This is a genomic window from Pseudomonas sp. ChxA (genome assembly GCF_030263855.1).
In the GTDB taxonomy this organism is placed as follows: Bacteria; Pseudomonadota; Gammaproteobacteria; order Pseudomonadales; family Pseudomonadaceae; genus Aquipseudomonas; species Aquipseudomonas fluorescens_CB.
This window is the reverse complement of the sequence record NZ_JARPMK010000001.1, coordinates 2,540,126-2,557,919: the sequence shown is the minus strand read 5'-3', so window position 1 is coordinate 2,557,919 and position 17,794 is coordinate 2,540,126. Positions and strand designations below refer to the sequence as shown.

The 17,794-nt window shown below is 62.8% G+C and carries 10 protein-coding genes and 5 pseudogenes; 4 read left to right on the top strand and 11 right to left on the bottom strand.

The window, feature by feature from the left end; genetic code table 11:
• Positions 1-196: 196 nt before the first annotated feature.
• The gene (locus P5706_RS11500) at positions 197-6,454 is read right to left on the bottom strand and encodes a non-ribosomal peptide synthetase (protein WP_285679314.1); all 6,258 of its coding nucleotides are present in this window, start codon (positions 6,452-6,454) and stop codon (positions 197-199) included.
• A gap of 503 nt (positions 6,455-6,957) precedes the next feature.
• On the opposite strand from P5706_RS11500, the gene P5706_RS11495 reads away from it, so the two are divergent.
• Positions 6,958-7,752, top strand: coding sequence for a helix-turn-helix transcriptional regulator (locus tag P5706_RS11495; protein WP_285679313.1), 795 nt, complete (start codon positions 6,958-6,960; stop codon positions 7,750-7,752).
• On the top strand, positions 7,752-9,194 hold the full coding sequence (locus P5706_RS11490) for an efflux transporter outer membrane subunit (protein ID WP_285679312.1): 1,443 nt from the start codon (positions 7,752-7,754) through the stop codon (positions 9,192-9,194). Before P5706_RS11495 ends, P5706_RS11490 begins: the two co-directional genes overlap by 1 nt.
• A gap of 53 nt (positions 9,195-9,247) precedes the next feature.
• On the opposite strand, the gene P5706_RS11485 is transcribed toward P5706_RS11490, so the two are convergent.
• The 10 genes and pseudogenes from P5706_RS11485 to P5706_RS11450 form a co-directional block, all read right to left on the bottom strand.
• Positions 9,248-10,141: a pyridoxamine 5'-phosphate oxidase family protein gene (locus tag P5706_RS11485; protein WP_285679311.1), complete on the bottom strand. Its 894-nt coding sequence runs from the start codon at positions 10,139-10,141 to the stop codon at positions 9,248-9,250.
• Positions 10,142-10,226: 85 nt separating this feature from the next.
• Positions 10,227-11,105: a LysR family transcriptional regulator gene (locus tag P5706_RS11480; protein WP_285679310.1), complete on the bottom strand. Its 879-nt coding sequence runs from the start codon at positions 11,103-11,105 to the stop codon at positions 10,227-10,229.
• Complete coding sequence (locus tag P5706_RS11475; RefSeq protein WP_285679309.1) at positions 11,105-12,025, bottom strand: LysR family transcriptional regulator; 921 nt, start codon at positions 12,023-12,025, stop codon at positions 11,105-11,107. Before P5706_RS11475 ends, P5706_RS11480 begins: the two co-directional genes overlap by 1 nt.
• A 179-nt stretch (positions 12,026-12,204) precedes the next feature.
• Positions 12,205-12,291: pseudogene (locus P5706_RS37195) on the bottom strand (glutathione S-transferase); the annotation flags it as partial.
• A gap of 253 nt (positions 12,292-12,544) precedes the next feature.
• Positions 12,545-12,631: pseudogene (locus P5706_RS11470) on the bottom strand (glutathione S-transferase); the annotation flags it as partial.
• Positions 12,632-12,885: 254 nt separating this feature from the next.
• A pseudogene (locus P5706_RS11465) lies at positions 12,886-12,972 on the bottom strand (glutathione S-transferase); the annotation flags it as partial.
• A gap of 254 nt (positions 12,973-13,226) precedes the next feature.
• Positions 13,227-13,313: pseudogene (locus P5706_RS11460) on the bottom strand (glutathione S-transferase); the annotation flags it as partial.
• Between the two features lie 253 nt (positions 13,314-13,566).
• A pseudogene (locus tag P5706_RS37190) lies at positions 13,567-13,653 on the bottom strand (glutathione S-transferase); the annotation flags it as partial.
• A gap of 253 nt (positions 13,654-13,906) precedes the next feature.
• Positions 13,907-14,539: a glutathione S-transferase family protein gene (locus P5706_RS11455; protein WP_285679308.1), complete on the bottom strand. Its 633-nt coding sequence runs from the start codon at positions 14,537-14,539 to the stop codon at positions 13,907-13,909.
• A gap of 105 nt (positions 14,540-14,644) precedes the next feature.
• Positions 14,645-15,517 (bottom strand): LysR family transcriptional regulator, encoded by an 873-nt coding sequence (locus P5706_RS11450; protein WP_285679307.1) that lies wholly within the window; start codon positions 15,515-15,517, stop codon positions 14,645-14,647.
• A gap of 316 nt (positions 15,518-15,833) precedes the next feature.
• On the opposite strand from P5706_RS11450, the gene P5706_RS11445 reads away from it, so the two are divergent.
• Positions 15,834-16,607, top strand: a complete 774-nt coding sequence (locus P5706_RS11445) for a glucose 1-dehydrogenase (protein ID WP_200434033.1) — start codon at positions 15,834-15,836, stop codon at positions 16,605-16,607.
• 13 nt (positions 16,608-16,620) lie between these two features.
• Entirely contained in the window at positions 16,621-17,667 is a 1,047-nt protein-coding gene (locus P5706_RS11440) for an L-idonate 5-dehydrogenase (RefSeq protein ID WP_200434034.1), read from the top strand.
• Positions 17,668-17,794: the final 127 nt, after the last annotated feature.

Genomic DNA, 17,794 nt, shown 5'->3' with positions numbered 1-17,794 from the left:
GGGTTAGGGGCTGCTTCGCAGCCCAACGCAGGACAAGCCTGCTCGCCACAGGTGAAATTGGCTGCCTTCAAACGTTGTGTAGATAGCCATGCTGCGATAGCGGTGTATCAGCAACAGAGGCGTTGCCCGAAAGACCGCTATCGCGGCGATGCGGCGACCCGACAAACCCGGCTCCCACATTGCCCACCGCCAAGTTTCAAATCCGGCGGCGGCGGTTGAGTTGTGGGATGGCGGATTGCAGCACTTCCACACGCTGCACCTGCGCAGTGGTGCAGGCAGCCAATTGCGCCAACGTCGGCTGGCTGAACAAGGTGCGCGCATCCACTTCCAACCCAGCCTTGCGCATCCGTGCCACCAGGTTTACCGCCAGCAACGAATGCCCACCCAGCTCGAAGAAGTGGTCGTGACGCCCTACCCGCGCAAGCTTCAACACGTCGGCCCAGATGCCCGCCATCAGGGTTTCCACCTCACCCACCGGCGCCTCATAGGCGCGGCTCACCACCGCTTCCAAGCCAGGCTCCGGCAAGGCTTTGCGGTCGAGCTTGCCAGCCGGGTTAAGCGGCAATTGATCAAGCTGCACAAAGGCCGCCGGCACCATGTATTCAGGCAACTGTTCCAACACGTACGCACGCAAGGCTTCCAGGCCTGGCGCTTGCCCACGCAAGGTAAAGTACGCCACCAAACGCTCATCACGAATCAGCACCGCCACCTCTCGCAGCGCCGGGTGCGCGGCCAGGCGTGACTCGATTTCGCCCAGCTCCAGGCGCACGCCCCGCAGCTTGACCTGGAAGTCATTACGCCCCAGGAACTCAAGGTTGCCATCGGGCAAGTAACGCACCAGATCGCCGCTGCGGTACAGCCGATCTCCCGCCACAAACGGGCTGTCGATAAAGCGCTCAGCGGTCATCTGTGCCAGCCCCAAATAACCCCGTGCAACGCCGACGCCGCCGATATGCAGTTGGCCGCTGACGCCCATGGGCACCGGCGTGTCATGTTGATCCAGCACATACAGGCGGGTGTTGTTGATCGCCCGACCAATCGGCAGCTGCACGGCCGGCACGGCGGCGCCGGGTTCCAGGGTCCAGGCGCTGCTGTCCACCGTGGCTTCGGTGGGGCCGTAGACGTTATGCAAGCGCACGTTGGGCAAGCGCGCCTGCACGCCTCGGGCCAGGGCTTCAGTGAGTTCACCGCCGCCACACAGCACGTCGGTGAGGCTGGTGCACAGCGCGGATTCTTCCAGTTCCAGAAATTGCTGCAACATCGCCGGCACAAACTTGATCACGCTGATCTGTTGCTCGCGGATCACTTGGGCCAGGTACGCCGGTTCACGGTGCCCATCGGGCCGTGCGAGTACCAGGCGCATGCCATTGGTCAGCGGCCAGAACAGCTCCCACACCGAGCCATCGAAGCTGAACGGCGCACGTTGCAACAAGGCGCCGCCTTCGGCATGCGGGCACAGCCGGGAACCCCAGTGCATCAGGTTGCCCAAGCCCCGATGCTCGATCATCACGCCTTTGGGCGTGCCGGTTGAGCCGGAGGTGTACATCACGTAGGCCAGGTTGGCGACGCTCAAGCCGGGCACCAACGGGTTACCGACAGGCGCCTGGCCCCAGGCGCAGCGGTCGAAGTCGATCACGGGCACCGACACCTCGCCGGGCAAATCACGGGTGGCCGTATGCACCAATAACGCCACGGGCTGGCTGTCGTTGAGCATGTAGGCCAGGCGTTCACGCGGGTAGCCGGGGTCCAGCGGCACGTAGGCGCCGCCCGCCTTGAGGATCGCCAACAAACCCACCACCAGCTCCAGCCCGCGCTCGACGCACAGGGCCACACGCGAATCCGGCCGGACGCCGCGCTCACGCAGGTAAAACGCCAACTGGTTGGCACGCTCGTTGAGTTCGCGGTAGCTCAATTGCCGTTCGCCGGCCTGCACCGCAATGGCATTGGGAATCTGCCGCGCATGGGCTTCGAACAGGGCTTGTACGGTGAGGGTTTCGGGGTAGTCGGTGTGGGTCGCATTAAAGTCCAGCAACAGCGTTTTCAGTTCACTGGCCGGCAGCACCTGTACCTCGCGCAGCGGTGTGGTCGGCGCCTGTTCAAGGGCCTCGGCCAGGCCGTGCAATACAGTCTCGAGGTAACCCAGCAACCGCTCGGCACCGACCTTGCGCGGCGCCTTGGCCGTGAGGCGAAAGCCGCTGGCGATGTCGTCGACCGTCAGCATCAGCGGGTAACTGAGGATGTCTTCGCTGCTGAGTAGGGCAATGCCCGGCACCAGGTTCAGGTCTCTATCGGCGGCCGTGTGCCGGTAGTTGAGCAGGCTGTTGAACAGCGGCGATGCAGCGCTGCAACGCTGGGCCAGGGCCAGGGATGCCTGTTCATGGGCGACCAGGGCGCTCAGTTGCGCATGGGTGTCTGCCAGCGCAGCGACCACGCTTTGCCCGGCCAGGCGCACACGCAGCGGCAAGGTGTTGATGAACATGCCCAAGGCCCGGTCGGCGCCCTCGCCGGCTTGCAAACGGCCGAGCAACACGGTGCCGAATACCACATCATCGCGGCCCGCCACCCGGCTGAGTACCTGGGCCCAGGCCAGGTGGAACAGGCTCGCAGCACTGACCCCAAGCGCTCGCGCCTGGGCGCGCAGGCGCAGGTTGAGGGCGTCTGCCAAGGGCCGTTCGGCCGCTTCGATGTCGGCGCGATTGGCTTGGCGCTCCTGCAAACCGTACGCCAGGGTCGGCTCGTCGACGTCTGCCAGGCGCTCACGGAAGAACGCCTCATGGGCCGCCTGGCGCACTGCCGAACGGGCCTGCGCGACCACATTGCGGTAAGGCACCGGTTCCGGCAATTGCGCCTGCTGGCCCAGCAAGTGGGCGCGAATTTCATCCACCAGCACAGTGGTCGAGGTGGCGTCGTTGACCAGGTGATGGAAGCGCAATTTGGCGACCCAGCGTTGGTTGTGCGGCTCCTCGGCGTAATCCAGCGCCATCAACGGCGCCTGGCGCAGATCCAGCGGTGCGTGCTGGTCGTGCAGCGGCGCGACGCGCAACTGTGCTTGGCGCCACACCACTTGCATCGGCTGTTCAAGTGCATCCCATACCAGGCTGGTGCGCAGGATATCGTGACGGTTGATCACCTGCTGCAACGCTTGGGCAAATGCCTCCAACTGCTCGCGAGTGGCAAAACTGAACAGCGCATGTTGCTGGTAAGGGTCGCGCTCGTCCGTGAGGTGGTGGTACAGCAAGCCTTCCTGCAACGGCGCCAGCGGGTAGATTTCCTGCACATTGGCCGCGCCTCTGGGGATGCCGGCGACAATACGATCCAGGCTCGGCTGGTCGAGTTCGGCCAGCGCGAGCATGTCCGGGGTGATGTGGCTGCAACCTGGCGCAATACGATTGCCCGGCACCTGTACCTCACTGCCGCCACTGACCGCCGCCAGCGCGGCAAGCGTCGGCTGGCCGAACAACACCTGCACATCGGCATGCAAGCCGGCCTGGCGCATGCGCTGTACCAACTGCACCGCCAACAGCGAGTGGCCGCCCAGTTCGAAGAAATGGTCATGGCGCCCCACCTGCTGCACCTGCAGCAAGTCAGCCCAGATCTGCGCCAGCAGGCTCTCCGCGCCCTCATGCGGTGCCTCGAACTGACGCGTGACAAAGGCTTGCTGCGTGGGCGCGGGAAGCGCCTTGCGGTCGAGCTTGCCGTTGGCGGTCAGGGGCATCGCGTGCAACTGCACATAGGCCGCCGGCAGCATGTAATCGGGCAGCGAGGCTTGCAGATGGGCACGCAACGCTTGGATTTCGACGTCGTGCCGGGCGACAAACCAGGCCAGCAGTTGGCCCTCGCGAGACTGCACCACGGCTTCCTGGACCGCCGGATGGCTGGCCAGCGCGGACTCGATTTCCCCCAGTTCGATACGCACGCCACGGATTTTCACCTGGTCGTCATTGCGGCCCAGGTACTCAAGGTTGCCCTCGGGCAGCCAGCGTGCCAGATCGCCGGTGCGGTACATCCGGCCCTCGGTGAACGGGTCATCCACAAAGCGCTCGGCGCTCAGTTCAGGCTGGTTCAGGTAACCCCGCGCCACACCTTTGCCGCCGATATACAACTCCCCCGCCACGCCAATCGGAACCGGGCGCCGCTGTTCATCGAGCAAGTACACCGTGGCATTGTCGATCGGCGCGCCGATGTGCAGCGCATGGCCCGCTTCGACGCGCCCGGAGGTGGCAACCACCGTGGCTTCGGTGGGGCCGTAGTTGTTGATCACGTCATAGGTTTGTGCGCGGCTGAAGCTGCGCAGGCGATCGCCGCCGATCAGCAGGGTGCGCAAGGTCGGGTGTTGCAGGCGTTGGCTGAAGGCGTACTCGGCCACCGGGGTCGGCAAAAAGCACACGTCCAATGGCTGCGTACGCCACCAGTTGAGCAGCGCGTCAATGTCCTGGGCGTCGTCCTGTGCCGGCGGCAGGTGCAAGGTCGCGCCCACGCACAACGCCGGCCAGACTTCCCAGGCCATCGCGTCAAAACCGAAGCCGGCGACGCTGGCCGTATGGCTGCCCGCGTGCAGGTTGAAGGCGCGGCAGTGCCAGTCCACCAGGTTCGACACGGTGTGGTGCTCGACCATCACGCCTTTGGGCAACCCGGTGGAGCCTGAGGTGTAGATCACATACGCCAGGTTCGACGGCGTGACCGCCACGGGTGGGCTGTCGCTGCGGCCATGGGTCGGCAGGTCCAAACGGATTATCGGCACGTCGAGCATCGGCAGGCGCGCCAGCAATTCATGCTGGGTCAGCACCGCTACCGGTGAACTGTCGTGCAGCAGGTAGTTCAGGCGCTCGGCCGGGTGAGCCGGGTCCACCGGCACATAGCAGGCGCCAGCCTTGAGAATCGCCAGCAACCCGGCCACAGTGTCCAACCCGCGCCGCGCCACAATTGCCACGCGGTCGTCCGGCTGCACGCCGTGTTCGAGCAGTTGGTGGGCCAGGGCATTGGCCTGTTGATCGAGCTGGGCGTAGGTCAATTGCCGGCCCTGATGCACCACCGCGATGGCGTCGGGCGTGCGCGCAGCTTGCGCCTCGATGCGCCGGTGCAAGGTTTGCGAGCTGGCAGGCGCTTGTGCGGTGGCATTCCACTGCTGCAACCGGGCCTGCTCGGCCGGCGTCACCAAGGCGAACTCAGCCAGCGTCAACGCGGTATTTGCCAACCCCTGTTCCAGCAGCCAGGTAAAGCGCTGCGCCAACGCCTGCACCTCGTCCTCGCGAAACCACGCCTCGTTGTACACGCAGTGCAGGCAAGCGGTGTCCTGGTAACGGTTGCTGCGCAGGTGGAAGGCAATCGGCAGCGGCTCGTGGTGGTTGGAGACCTTGATCGCACGGGCCTGGACCTGGCCGTAGCGCAGGTCGTGATCGTCCTGCTCAAAGGACACTGACAGGTCGAACAACTGGCCGCGATGGGTACGGCGCAGTCCCAGCTCACGGTTCATCTCGCTCAGGGGAAAACGCTGGTGGCGAAAATCCTGCTTGAGCTGGTCACGTACACCGCGCACCACCGCGCTGAACGGCAATTGCGCGTCGAACTGAAAACGTACTGCACTGACCTGGGCAAACAAGCCCACGGTGGAGCGAAAACGGGCGTTGGAACGGTTGAGGATCGGCAGCCCCACCACCCACTCATCACGCTGGCTGGTGCGGGTGAAATACACGTACAGCGCCGCCAGCAACACATGGAACGCCGAGGCCTGGTAACGGTTGGCGACTTGCTCCATGCGGTTGAGCAGCGCCACCGGAAATGGCTCCACCCAGGTATTGCTCGGCGCCGGGGCGTTGTGGCGCGGCGTCAGCAGCGGCTCGGGCAACACCTGGTATTTGTCCAGCCAATAGGCGCGGTCACGGGCGTAACGGGCCGATGCCTGGTAACGCTGGTCGGTGTCGATAAAGTCGATATACGACGGTGCATGCGGCTCCGATGGCTGGCCCTGTACGAGGTCGGTGTACAGGCGGGCCAAGGATTGCAGCATCTGGCCAAAGCCCCAGCCATCGAGGATCAGGTGATGGGCCTGGGTGCCGAGGCGGTAGTGATCGTCATTGAGCTTGACCAGGAAAAACCGGAACAGCGGTTCGCCGCTCATCGCATAGGGCCGGGCCATTTGCGCTTGCATCAGCGTATGGCTCGCGGCCAGTGGGTCTTGCAGCGCGCAGAAGTCGTGCCGTGCTACCTGCACCGTCAGCGCAGCATCAAAGGTCTGTCGAGGCAAGCCGTCGGTATCGGTGTGCAACTGGGTGCGCAAGGCATCGTGCTTGGCCACCAGCAACTCCACGGCGCGCTGGATCAGGTCCGGCACCAGGACGCCGGCAAAATCGACATAGCCGCCAATGTTGTACAGCGGCGAGTCGCCTGCTCGCAGTTGGTCGAGCCAGATGTCCTGCTGGGCGGCAGTCAGGGGGAAGCTTGGGGAATGCTGCATAAGATCCTTCTCAATAGGAGTCAGGCACGGCCGCGCACGGGCCCATTTCGCCAAAATTGCCGGATTTGAGCATGCAGGTCCGAGGGTGTCTGTCACCCGAAACCCGGACATTCCAATAGGCCGAAACGGGCTTGGCTGATGGTTGACTGCTGAAACGATTAAAGCGCTGTAGGAAATTGGCTACGTCTGGCCGTAGTCAGTGTTTTCGAATACGCCCAAATAATTTATTTTCACCTTAAATATCAGATAGTTAAAAAACACTAATATTTAGCAATGGATTTTCGTAGGCGGAATATCGTGTGTGAAACGTCGAATTAATGACGTGGTTTTTATGGCAGCTTGTGTCCCTCGTTTCCGCTACATACGTAGGACAAATCGCTATGGCTAAATAAAATCTCGGACGCCGATGACGTTAAAGAAGAGTCACGTTCAAGGAGTACGGGCGGCCCCACACAGACCCAGGGCACCCGTTGACGGTTTTCGACATCAAGGATGAGATGGCTATGAGTCTGACTTCTACTATTTGCGGCGCCCACAGCCCGCAGTTCTACGCCGAAATGGGTGAATTGATTTCAAACAGCGGCCAGGAAAATTTCGCCGCCAACATGCTGCACCTGGTGGATAAATGGGTGCCGATTCATTTGGTCGACCTGAGTGAATGGACCCTCGACGAACTGCGTGATAGCGCGGTCGATATCCAACTGCTGGGCAGCGCCGGCTTGAAAAAACACCTGCCGGCACCCCAGCCCGTGCATGCGCTGAATGACCACCCGCTGCTGCGCGAAATGCTGCGCATGCAAGACCCGTTGCTGATCCAGATGAAGGCCAAGGCCAACAGCGCACACCCGCGCGGCACCTCGCACCAATGCAACCTGGTGTCGCGCCAGGGCAACCGACGCTGCGTGATTTCGTTTTACCGCCCGCCGACCCAACAAGGCTTTTCCCTGGCAGAACTGTCGTTTCTCAAGTGCTTGTCGGACACCCTGTTGCCATTGCTGGAACGGCATGCGCAGATTCTGCGCCAGGCGCCACACAGTCAGGCTGAGCCGGCCCACAACCAGCTGGAACAGTCACACTTGCAGCGCGAGTTCTACAAACGCTTGTCCCTCAGCGATATCACCCTGTCGGCGCGTGAGCAGGAGGTGTGCCTGGGCCTGCTGACCGGCGGCACCGTGCCGCAAATGGCGGAAAAACTCAGTGTGAAAAACAGCTCGATCGAAACCTACCTCAAGCGCGCCGCCGCCAAGCTGGGCGTGAGTGGGCGCCATGGCCTGGCCAAATGGATGGTTGGCGCCTGATGAAAAAAATCACCCTCACCACCGTTGGCCTGGCCTGGATGCTCGGCGGCTGCTCGCTGATCCCCGAGTATCAACGGCCCGCTACGCCGGTGCCGGCGCAGTACCCACAGGGCGGGGTCTACAGCCTGGCGCAGGCCGGCACTGTGGCGGTTGAGCCGGACTGGCAGCAGCTGTTCCACGACCCGACGCTGCAGCAACTGATTAGCGCAGCGTTGGCCAATAACCGCGACCTGCGGGTAGCCGCGCTGAATGTGCAGGCGTTTCAGGCGCAGTACCGTATCCAGCGGGCGGACCTGTTCCCGGCGGTGTCCGCCACGGGCGCCGGCAAACGCCAGAAAGTACCGGGCGATGTGACCGGCACCGGCAAGTCGGCGATCACCTCCACCTATTCCGCCACCTTGGGCCTGAGTGCCTATGAGCTGGATCTGTTCGGGCGCGTGCGCAGCCTCAGCGAGCAGGCGATGCTCACGTACCTGGGCACCGAAGAGGCGCGACGCAGCGCGCAACTGAGCCTGGTGGCCAACGTTGCCAATGCCTACCTGACCTGGCGCGCCGACCAGGAACTGCTGACCCTGGCGCAGCAAACCCTGACCGCCAACGACCACAGCTGGCAGCTCACCAGCCGCAGTAAAACCGCGGGCAAGGCCTCGGCACTGGACGTGGTGCAGGCCCGCACGGCGGTAGAAAGCACCCGCGCCAGCGTGGCCCGTTATGAGCGCCAGGTCGCCCAGGACGTCAATAACCTCGCCCTGCTGGTAGGCGGCCCGGTGGATGAGAACCTGCCGGCGCGCCCGCTCGCCGATGACCTGGTGGCGCGCCTGCCCGCAGGCTTGCCCTCCGACCTGCTGCAACGGCGCCCGGATATCCTCCAGGCCGAATACCAGCTGCAAGCCGCCAACGCCAATATCGGCGCGGCGCGGGCGGCGTTTTTTCCGTCGGTGACGCTCACAGCCAACGCCGGCAGCACCAGCAAGGAGCTGTCGGGCTTGTTCAAGGGCGGCGCGGGCACCTGGACCTTTCAGCCGCAAATCAACCTGCCGATCTTCAACGCCGGCAGCCTGCGCGCCAGCCTCGACTACGCCAAACTGCAGAAAGACATTACGGTGGCGCAGTACGAAAAATCGATCCAGACGGCGTTTCAGGAAGTCGCCGACGGCCTCGCCGCCCGGCAGACCTTTAACGACCAGTTGAACGCGCAACGGGATTTCGTCGCCGCCAACCAGGCCTATTACGACCTGGCCCAGCACCGCTACCGCAGCGGTGTGGACAGCAACCTGACGTTTCTCGATGCGCAGCGTTCGTTATTCAGTTCGCAGCAGGCGTTGATTGTCGATCGGCTGGCGCAACTGGTCGCGGAGGTGAACCTGTACACGGCGCTGGGCGGCGCCTGGAGCGTCACCCCATTGATTTCGCTGACTGATCGAGGCTCACATAAGCGCTGACATCGGGACGCAGAGCGTCCGGGGCCGCATTCCCACGCAGAGCGTGGGAACGATCAGTTCTGCCAGCGCAACGCCAATGCTACCGGGCGGCGTATGACCTGTTCCACCGTCACCGTCCACAAGCGTTGCGCACCCTCGAAACGGGCGACCTCGGGGCCATCAAGAATCAGCGAGGTACGCCCGGCAACCTGCAATACATCGCCCGACTCAAAATCAATAAACAGCAAACCCGCCACCGGGTTGAGCTGCAAATTGCCCAAGGTATTGAAGAACAGGTTGCCGGCAAAATCCGGGATGGTCAGCACGTTGCCTTCAACTCGTACAAACCCGGTATTACCGCCTCTGTGTGAAACATCCACCGAGCGTGCGCCGTCCACGTCGGCGTAGCTGGCAACAAAGAAGGTGTCGGCGTTGCGGATCAGCGTTTGGGCCGCAGCGTCCAGGCCGGTGAGGCGCTCGACCGTGGTGCCGGGCTTGCGGGCGATGCCGTCGACGGGCCGCAGCTGGATATATTTGGGGCAGTTGCCATAGGTGTGTACCACGTCGACCGAAAAACCTTCGTGGTCCAGGCTGGCGATCCGCCCATTCATGCGGTTGCGCCGCCGGGTATTCAGGTCAATGCCAAGCAAGCCCACGCTGGCGCCCGGCTGCAAGGCGGCGTGAGCCGGGTCGCTGTTCGACGGCAAACTGTCGATTTGCAACCTGTGTGGGTCCGGCGAATGCGCAAACCCCGGCGCGCCTTCAAGCATGGTCGCCCACGGAATGCCCTTGGCATCCACCACACCGAGCATCAGGTACGGCAACAGCGGGTAAAAGTCCCGATGCTGCTCCGGCAAGTGATCACGAATGACTTTGGGCCCGATCACGGCCATACGCTCGGCAGCACCGGCGCTTGCCTGCACGTGCTGTTCACCGGCGTGCCACGGGGATTGTTCGACTGGGTTCATGGTGAGCACCTCAGATTGGATGCGCCCATGCTGCACCCTACCCGCCAACGTGAGAATGCCCACGTTTGGCAATCCACTGTTTCACCTACTGAAATGCCGGATGCTCACGCAGCGCTGCCACACAATGGTCGACAAAACTGCGCACGCGCTTCGGCGCGTTACGGCCCTCGCGGTACACCACATGCACCGGCAACGGCGGCGGTTCAAAGTCAGGCAACACCCGGCGCAACTGGCCGTCCAGCAAGTGCTGGTGAACCGGGTAACTCAGGCAACGAATCACCCCGGCACCCTGCACCGCCGCATTGATTGCGCCTTGCACGGTGGCGCAGCTCAAGCGCGCGCGGGCCTTGAGCTGGCAGCCTTGAAAAACCCAGGCCACGGGGTCGGCACTGGCAATCAGTCGGTGCTGTTTGAGGTCGTTCGGATGCCGGGGTTCGCCATGGACGGCGAGGTAACCGGGGCTGGCGCAGAGGATATGCCGCACCTGCCCCACCGGCCGGGCGATCAGCGATGAATTGGGCAATTCGCCGACCAGGATCGCCACATCCAGCCCCTCTTCGTGCAGGTTCGGGTAGTAGTCGTGGTAGCGCGCCACCAGGCGGACGTCGGGGTAGTTGTCCATATAGCTGGCCAATACCGGCGCCATCACATAACGGCTGAACAGCAACGGCAAGAACACCTGCAAATTGCCCTGGGCCTGCACGTGCAGGCCCTTGGCCGAAGCCTCGGCGGTCTCGACGGCTGCCAGCAACCGCACGCAGTCGGCCAGATAGGCGCTGCCCGCTGTGGTCAGGCTCACGCCGCGTGTGCTGCGTTGCAACAACGGCACCCGCAGGCGGGCTTCCAGGCGTGCGACCGCGCGGATCAGGGTCGGGCCTGAAACCTGGGCTCGACGCGCCGCCGAAGCCAGGCTGGGCTGATCAGCCAGCGCTGCAAACAGCTGCATGTCGCGATAGCGTTCCATCAGCCGCGCCGCTTCATTGCCGGGTTCAGGGTTGCGTCTTGCCCGAGGCGATGGGTTAGGAAATCCACAAAAGTGTGGACCTTGGCCGGCACACGGCCGCTTTTCTGGAACACCACTTGGATAGGCAGAGGTGGCGGCTCAAAATCCTCCAGTACAATTTCCAACTCCCCCACCGCCACCGCTGCCGCCACTTGGTAGGACAGCACCCGCGTCATGCCCCAGCCCAGGCGCGCGAGGTTGATCGCCGCATTATTTGCCGTGACTACAAGACGCGGCTCGATGGGCACAGTCAATGGCTGCCCGGCGTCGACGAACACCCATTCACTCACCAATTGGCTGGATGATGAAGTGACGATCTTGGCTTCACACAACTGCTCAGGCCGCTGCGGACGGCCGTGCTGGTTTAGGTAACCGGGCGATGCACACACCACCCGGCGCACTTCACCGACCTTGATCGCCTGCTGCCCCGGTTCTTGCGGGTGGCCGATGCGTACGGCCACGTCGACGCCTTCGTCGGTCATGTTGACCACGCGGTCGACCAGCAAAGCGTTGATGTTCACCAAGGGAAAGCGGTCCAGATAATCCCCCAGCACCGGCGCCACGTACAGTTCGCCGAACAGCACCGGCGCGGTGACTGTCAGGTGGCCGCCGGGGATGGAGTAGCTGCCCGCTGCCGCTTCCTCGGCCTCATCCAGCTCGGCGAGGATGCGCCGGCAATCTTCCAGGTAACGCTGGCCGGCTTCGGTCAGGTGCAGGCTGCGGGTGGTGCGTGCCAACAACTGCGTGCCGATACGTTGTTCCATGGCGGCAATCGCTCGGGTGACGCTGGGCGGCGAGGTTTTCAGCCGCCGCGCAGCCGCAGCAAAACCCTCCTCCTCGGCCACCGCCAGGAACACTTGCATCTCATGAAATCGATCCATCGGCACGCCTTCTCATTAGCTGAAAAACTACTTACCTGTGGCGAGGGAGCTTGCTCCCGCTGGGGCGCGTAGCGGCCCCAAAAAAACTCACCGCTTATTGCCTGAATCAATGCGCTGCCCTTAATGGGGCTGCTGCGCAGCCCAGCGGGAGCAAGCTCCCTCGCCACAGGGGGTGCACATTATTGTGCGTGCGGGCCAACTGCGCCGACAAACCCTGGCAACGCCTCGATGCTGGCAAGCCAGGCACGCGCTTGAGGGTTTTCAGCCGCCGCGCAGGCGCGGCAAAACCCACCTCCTCAGCCACCGCCAGGAACACTTGCATCTCATGAAATCGATCCATCGGCACGCCTTCTCAATTAGCTGAAAAACTACTTACCTGTGGCGAGGGAGCTTGCTCCCGCTGGGGCGCGCAGCGGCCCCAAAAAACTCACCGCGTATTGCCTGAATCAGTGCGCTGCCCTTGTTGGGGCTGCTGCGCAGCCCAGCGGGAGCAAGCTCCCTCGCCACAGGGGGTGCACATTATTGTGTGTGCAGGCCAACTGCGCCGACAAACCCTGGCAACGCCTCGATGCTGGCAAGCCAGGCACGCACATGAGGGTTTTCAGCCGCCGCGCAGGCGCGGCAAAACCCTCCTCCTCAGCCACCGCCAGGAACACTTGCATCTCATGAAATCGATCCATCGGCACGCCTTCTCAATTAGCTGAAAAACTACTTACCTGTGGCGAGGGAGCTTGCTCCCGCTGGGGCGCGCAGCGGCCCCAAAAAAACTCACCGCGTATTGCCTGAATCAGTGCGCTGCCCTTGATGGGGCTGCTGCGCAGCCCAGCGGGAGCAAGCTCCCTCGCCACAGGGGGTGCACATTATTGTGTGTGCAGGCCAACTGCGCCGACAAACCCTGGCAACGCCTGGATGCTGGCAAGCCAGGCACGCACATGAGGGTTTTCAGCCGCCGCGCAGGCGCGGCAAAACCCTCCTCCTCAGCCACCGCCAGGAACACTTGCATCTCATGAAATCGATCCATCGGCACGCCTACTCAATTAGCTGAAAAACTACTTACCTGTGGCGAGGGAGCTTGCTCCCGCTGGGGCGCGCAGCGGCCCCAAAAAAACTCACCGCGTATTGCCTGAATCAGTGCGCTGCCCTTGATGGGGCTGCTGCGCAGCCCAGCGGGAGCAAGCTCCCTCGCCACAGGGGGTGCACATTATTGTGTGTGCAGGCCAACTGCGCCGACAAACCCTGGCAACGCCTGGATGCTGGCAAGCCAGGCACGCACATGAGGGTTTTCAGCCGCCGCGCAGGCGCGGCAAAACCCTCCTCCTCAGCCACCGCCAGGAACACTTGCATCTCATGAAATCGATCCATCGGCACGCCTTCTCATTAGCTGAAAAACTACTTACCTGTGGCGAGGGAGCTTGCTCCCGCTGGGGCGCGCAGCGGCCCCAAAAAAACTCACCGCGTATTGCCTGAATCAGTGCGCTGCCCTTGATGGGGCTGCTGCGCAGCCCAGCGGGAGCAAGCTCCCTCGCCACAGGGGGTGCACATTATTGTGTGTGCAGGCCAACTGCGCCGACAAACCCTGGCAACGCCTCGATGCTGGCAAGCCAGGCACTCACATGAGGGTTTTCAGCCGCCGCGCAGCTGCGGCAAAACCCGCCTCCTCGGCCACCGCCAGGAACACTTGCATCTCATAAAACCGATCCATCGGCACGCCTTCTCATTAGCTGAAAAACTACTTACCTGTGGCGAGGGAGCTTGCTCCCGCTGGGGCGCGCAGCGGCCCTCAAAAAACTCACCGCGTATTGCCTGAATCAGTGCGCTGCCCTTGATGGGGCTGCTGCGCAGCCCAGCGGGAGCAAGCTCCCTCGCCACAGGGGGTGCACATTATTGTGCGTGCAGGCCAACTGCGCTGCGCTGCATTCCGACAAACCCTGGCAACGCCTCGATGCTGGCAAGCCAGGCACGCACTTGAGGGTAGTCGGCCAGCGATACATTGCCTTCCGGCGCGTGGGCCACGTAGGTGTAGAACGCCACATCGGCAATGCTCGGCTGATCGCTGGCCAAAAAGCGACTTTGGCTCAGTTGCTCCTCCACCAGTTTGAGCAGCGCATGGGACCGGCTGATGGCCGTGACCGTATCCACTTCGGCACCAAATACCAGCGCCAGCCGCGCAGCAGCCGGCCCGGCGTGCAGTTGCCCGGCGGCAGCCGACAGCCAGCGCTGCACACGGGCTTGGCCGACAGGGTCGCTCGGCAGCCATTGGCCGTTGCCATATCGGTTGGCCAGGTACAGCAGAATCGCGTTGGAGTCCGCCAGCACCGTGCCGTTGTCATCAATCACCGGCACCTGGCCGAAGCGGTTGAGGTTGGCGATAAAGTCCGGCGCTTTCTGCGCGCCTTGCTTGAGGTCGATCAGGATGAATTCACTGGGCAGGCCCAGCAGCGACAACATCAGTTCGACCCGATGGGAGTGGCCGGACAGTGGGAAACCATAGAGTTTGATCGCGGACTGGGACATGAAAGGCTCCAAAAAGTGAGGTGGCGACGCCGAGCATGTTCCACCCCTGCCCCTATCGATAGAATCACCAGAATTTACAATCCAGCATTTCACCCAATGAAACAATCACTCGCCAAACAATTCCACAATCAGGTTAAACAGTGTGGTTTTCACCGCACTATCCACCTCGGTCCAGGCCAACCCCGTAGTGGCTTGAAACCCACCCAATTGCAAAGGCCGCGACACGCAATTGACCGGCAACGCCCGCGCCGCCTGCTGCGGCAACACGCCGATGCCCAACCCGGCGGAGACCAGCGCAAGCATGGTGGTGAACTCACCCAGTTCGCTGGCGATGTCCAAGGGCATGCCGACTGCCTGGATAAACTCATCATAGAACCCCGGCGCGTAACGCCTGGCGAGGATATACACCGGCAACGTGAGCAGGTCGGCGGGCTGGATGGCTTCCAAGGCCGCCAAAGGGTGATCGATTGGCAGCGCCACGCAAAAACTCTCACGCAAGACCGTACGGGTCTGCACGCCGGGGTGGGCGGCCGGCAGGCGCATCAGGCCGAAATCCAGTTGGCCATTTTTTAACGCCGCGGCTTGGTCGGGGCCGGGCATGTCCTTGAGTTCCAGTTCGATACGCGGGTAACGCTGATGCACCGCGCGGATCAGTTGCGGCAGCAATTGCGGTAATACCGAGGACACAAACCCCAGGCGCACCCGGCCGATTTCACCACGGTTGGACGCCCGCGCCGCATCCGCCGCCCGAGCGGCCTGGTGCAGAGTGGCCTGGGCCTCAGGCAAGAACGCCCGCCCCGCTTCGGTGAGTGTCACCGAGTGGCGGTTACGATCCAGCAGGCGCACGCCCAAGCCGCTTTCCAGCAACTTGATTTGCATGCTCAACGCCGGCTGCACGATCGACAGCTGCGCCGCTGCCCGGCCGAAATGCAGCTCTTGGGCGAGCACCACAAAGGCGCGCAAGTGCTTTAACCCCATCAAATCTCCTCAGTTATCACAGGCGGTTATCACAAACAGTGATCACCCGATCACAAATGAAAATTGGACGCTTGACCACGACTGCGGTGAAGTAAGCGCAAGTGAAACACGATATGACAGGGCGTGACCTATAACAATGCGAACAACAATGCACACTGCTCGGCAGGGCTGACCACACGCATCTGCCATTGTTCGCGCTGGTCACGATTATCGGATAGATATTGTTGATCACCCATCTCAAGGTCCATCCCTTTGTCGCCTTGGGGTTCATCCTGCTGCTGTCGTTGGTAGTGTGAAGCGTTAGGAGAGGTAGCCCATGCAAAGTGTTTTAGACAACTTCCGCCTCGATGGCCGGCTGGCGCTGGTCACCGGTTCCAGTGCCGGTATCGGCCTGGCAATTGCCCGCGGCCTGGCCCAGGCCGGGGCGCAGGTGGTGCTCAACGGGCGCAACCGCAGCACCTTGCGCGATGCGGCGGCGCTGCTGGCGGCAGAAGGGTGGGTGGTGCACACCCAGGCGTTTGATGTGACCGACAGCGCGGCGATCCAGGCCGCCGTGGCGGATATCGAAGCGCGCCTCGGCCCACTGGAGATCCTGGTGAACAACGCCGGCATGCAACGGCGTGGGCCGCTGGAAGACTACAGCGAGCAGCACTGGCGCGAGTTGATCAGCACGAACCTGGACAGTGCCTTTCTGGTTGGCCAGGCCGTGGCGCGGGCGATGATCCCGCGCAAGCGTGGGCGCATCATCAATATCTGCTCGGTGCAAAGTGAGCTGGGCCGCCCCGGCATCGCACCGTATGCGGCCAGCAAAGGCGCGCTGAAAATGCTCACCAAGGGCATGGCTATCGATTGGGGCCCGCATGGGTTGACGGTCAATGGCATCGGCCCCGGTTATTTCAAGACCGAACTGAACGCCAACCTGGTGGCCAACCCCGAGTTCAGCGACTGGCTGGTGCAACGCACGCCGAGTCGTCGTTGGGGCGATGTGGCCGAACTGGCCGGTGCCGCCGTGTTCCTTGCCAGTGACGCCGCCAGCTTCGTCAACGGCCATATTCTGTACGTCGACGGTGGTATCACCGCGTCGCTGTAAACCGGAGAATTGTATGCACGCTATCGTCTGTCACGCCTCCAAAGACCTGCGGGTCGACCCCCAGGACGAACCGCAAACCCTCGCCCCCGATCAACTGCGCGTGCGCATTGCGCGTGGCGGCATCTGCGGTTCGGACCTGCATTACTACCAGCACGGCGGCTTCGGCACTGTGCGCCTGCGCGAGCCGATGGTGCTTGGCCATGAGGTGTCGGCGGTGATCGACGCCGTGGGTTCGGATGCCGGGTTGTTCAAGGTTGGCCAGCGCATCAGCGTATCGCCGTCGCGCCCATGCGGCGGTTGCCGCTACTGCCATCAAGGGCTGCCGAATCATTGCCTGAACATGCGTTTCTACGGCAGTGCAATGCCGTTTCCGCATATCCAGGGCGCATTTCGCCAGAGCCTGGTGATCGAGACCCATCAGGCGCATCGGCTGGCCGACCACGTGAGCCTGGCCGAAGGTGCACTGGCCGAGCCGTTGTCGGTGGGTTTGCACGCGATTCAACGTGCCGGTGCGGTGTTCGGCAAGCGCGTGTTGGTGACCGGCTGCGGCCCGATCGGCAACCTGTTGATTGGCAGTTTGCGGGCTGCCGGGGCGGGTGAAATCGTCGCGGTGGACCTTTCTGCCAGCGCCCTCGCCTGCGCCGAACAAATGGGCGCCACACGCACTCACAATATCGCCGACGGCGCGGATGCACTCAAGCGCTACACCGCTGAAAAGGGCTATTTCGATGTGATGTTCGAAGTCTCCGGCAGCGCCCAGGCTTTACGCAACGGCCTGGAATGCATCGCGCCACGGGGTGTGCTGGTCACCGTCGGGCTGGGTGGCGACGTGTCGCTGCCGTTGAACCTGCTGGTCAGTCGCGAGATTGATTTGCGCGGTACCTTCCGTTTTCACAGCGAGTTTGCCCAGGCGGTGGATTTGCTCAATCGCGGGATCATCGATGTGAAGCCGGTGATCTCCCACACGGTGCCGTTTGAACAGGCGGTGCAGGCGTTTGAGTTGGCGGCGGACAAGACCCAGTCGATGAAAGTGGTGCTGGATTTTGGTGTGACTGACTGAGCTTGATGCACCGTTGTGACGGCCTTTGGGCAGGGTGAGGTCGTGGAGCAACCTCCATCGCCCTGTTCTTACTCGGTCACATGTGGGAGCTGGCTTGCCTGCGATAGCGGTTTGTCGGTGTACATAT

Excerpts from the sequence above, each read along its gene's own strand:
- P5706_RS11490 (WP_285679312.1), top strand. The coding sequence starts at position 7,752 with ATGAAAAAAATCACCCTCACCACCGTTGGCCTGGCCTGGATGCTCGGC.
- P5706_RS11485 (WP_285679311.1), bottom strand. The coding sequence starts at position 10,141 with ATGAACCCAGTCGAACAATCCCCGTGGCACGCCGGTGAACAGCACGTG.
- P5706_RS11450 (WP_285679307.1), bottom strand. The coding sequence starts at position 15,517 with ATGGGGTTAAAGCACTTGCGCGCCTTTGTGGTGCTCGCCCAAGAGCTG.
- P5706_RS11480 (WP_285679310.1), bottom strand. The coding sequence starts at position 11,105 with ATGGAACGCTATCGCGACATGCAGCTGTTTGCAGCGCTGGCTGATCAG.
- P5706_RS11455 (WP_285679308.1), bottom strand. The coding sequence starts at position 14,539 with ATGTCCCAGTCCGCGATCAAACTCTATGGTTTCCCACTGTCCGGCCAC.
- P5706_RS11500 (WP_285679314.1), bottom strand. The coding sequence starts at position 6,454 with ATGCAGCATTCCCCAAGCTTCCCCCTGACTGCCGCCCAGCAGGACATC.
- P5706_RS11445 (WP_200434033.1), top strand. The coding sequence starts at position 15,834 with ATGCAAAGTGTTTTAGACAACTTCCGCCTCGATGGCCGGCTGGCGCTG.
- P5706_RS11495 (WP_285679313.1), top strand. The coding sequence starts at position 6,958 with ATGAGTCTGACTTCTACTATTTGCGGCGCCCACAGCCCGCAGTTCTAC.
- P5706_RS11440 (WP_200434034.1), top strand. The coding sequence starts at position 16,621 with ATGCACGCTATCGTCTGTCACGCCTCCAAAGACCTGCGGGTCGACCCC.
- P5706_RS11475 (WP_285679309.1), bottom strand. The coding sequence starts at position 12,025 with ATGGATCGATTTCATGAGATGCAAGTGTTCCTGGCGGTGGCCGAGGAG.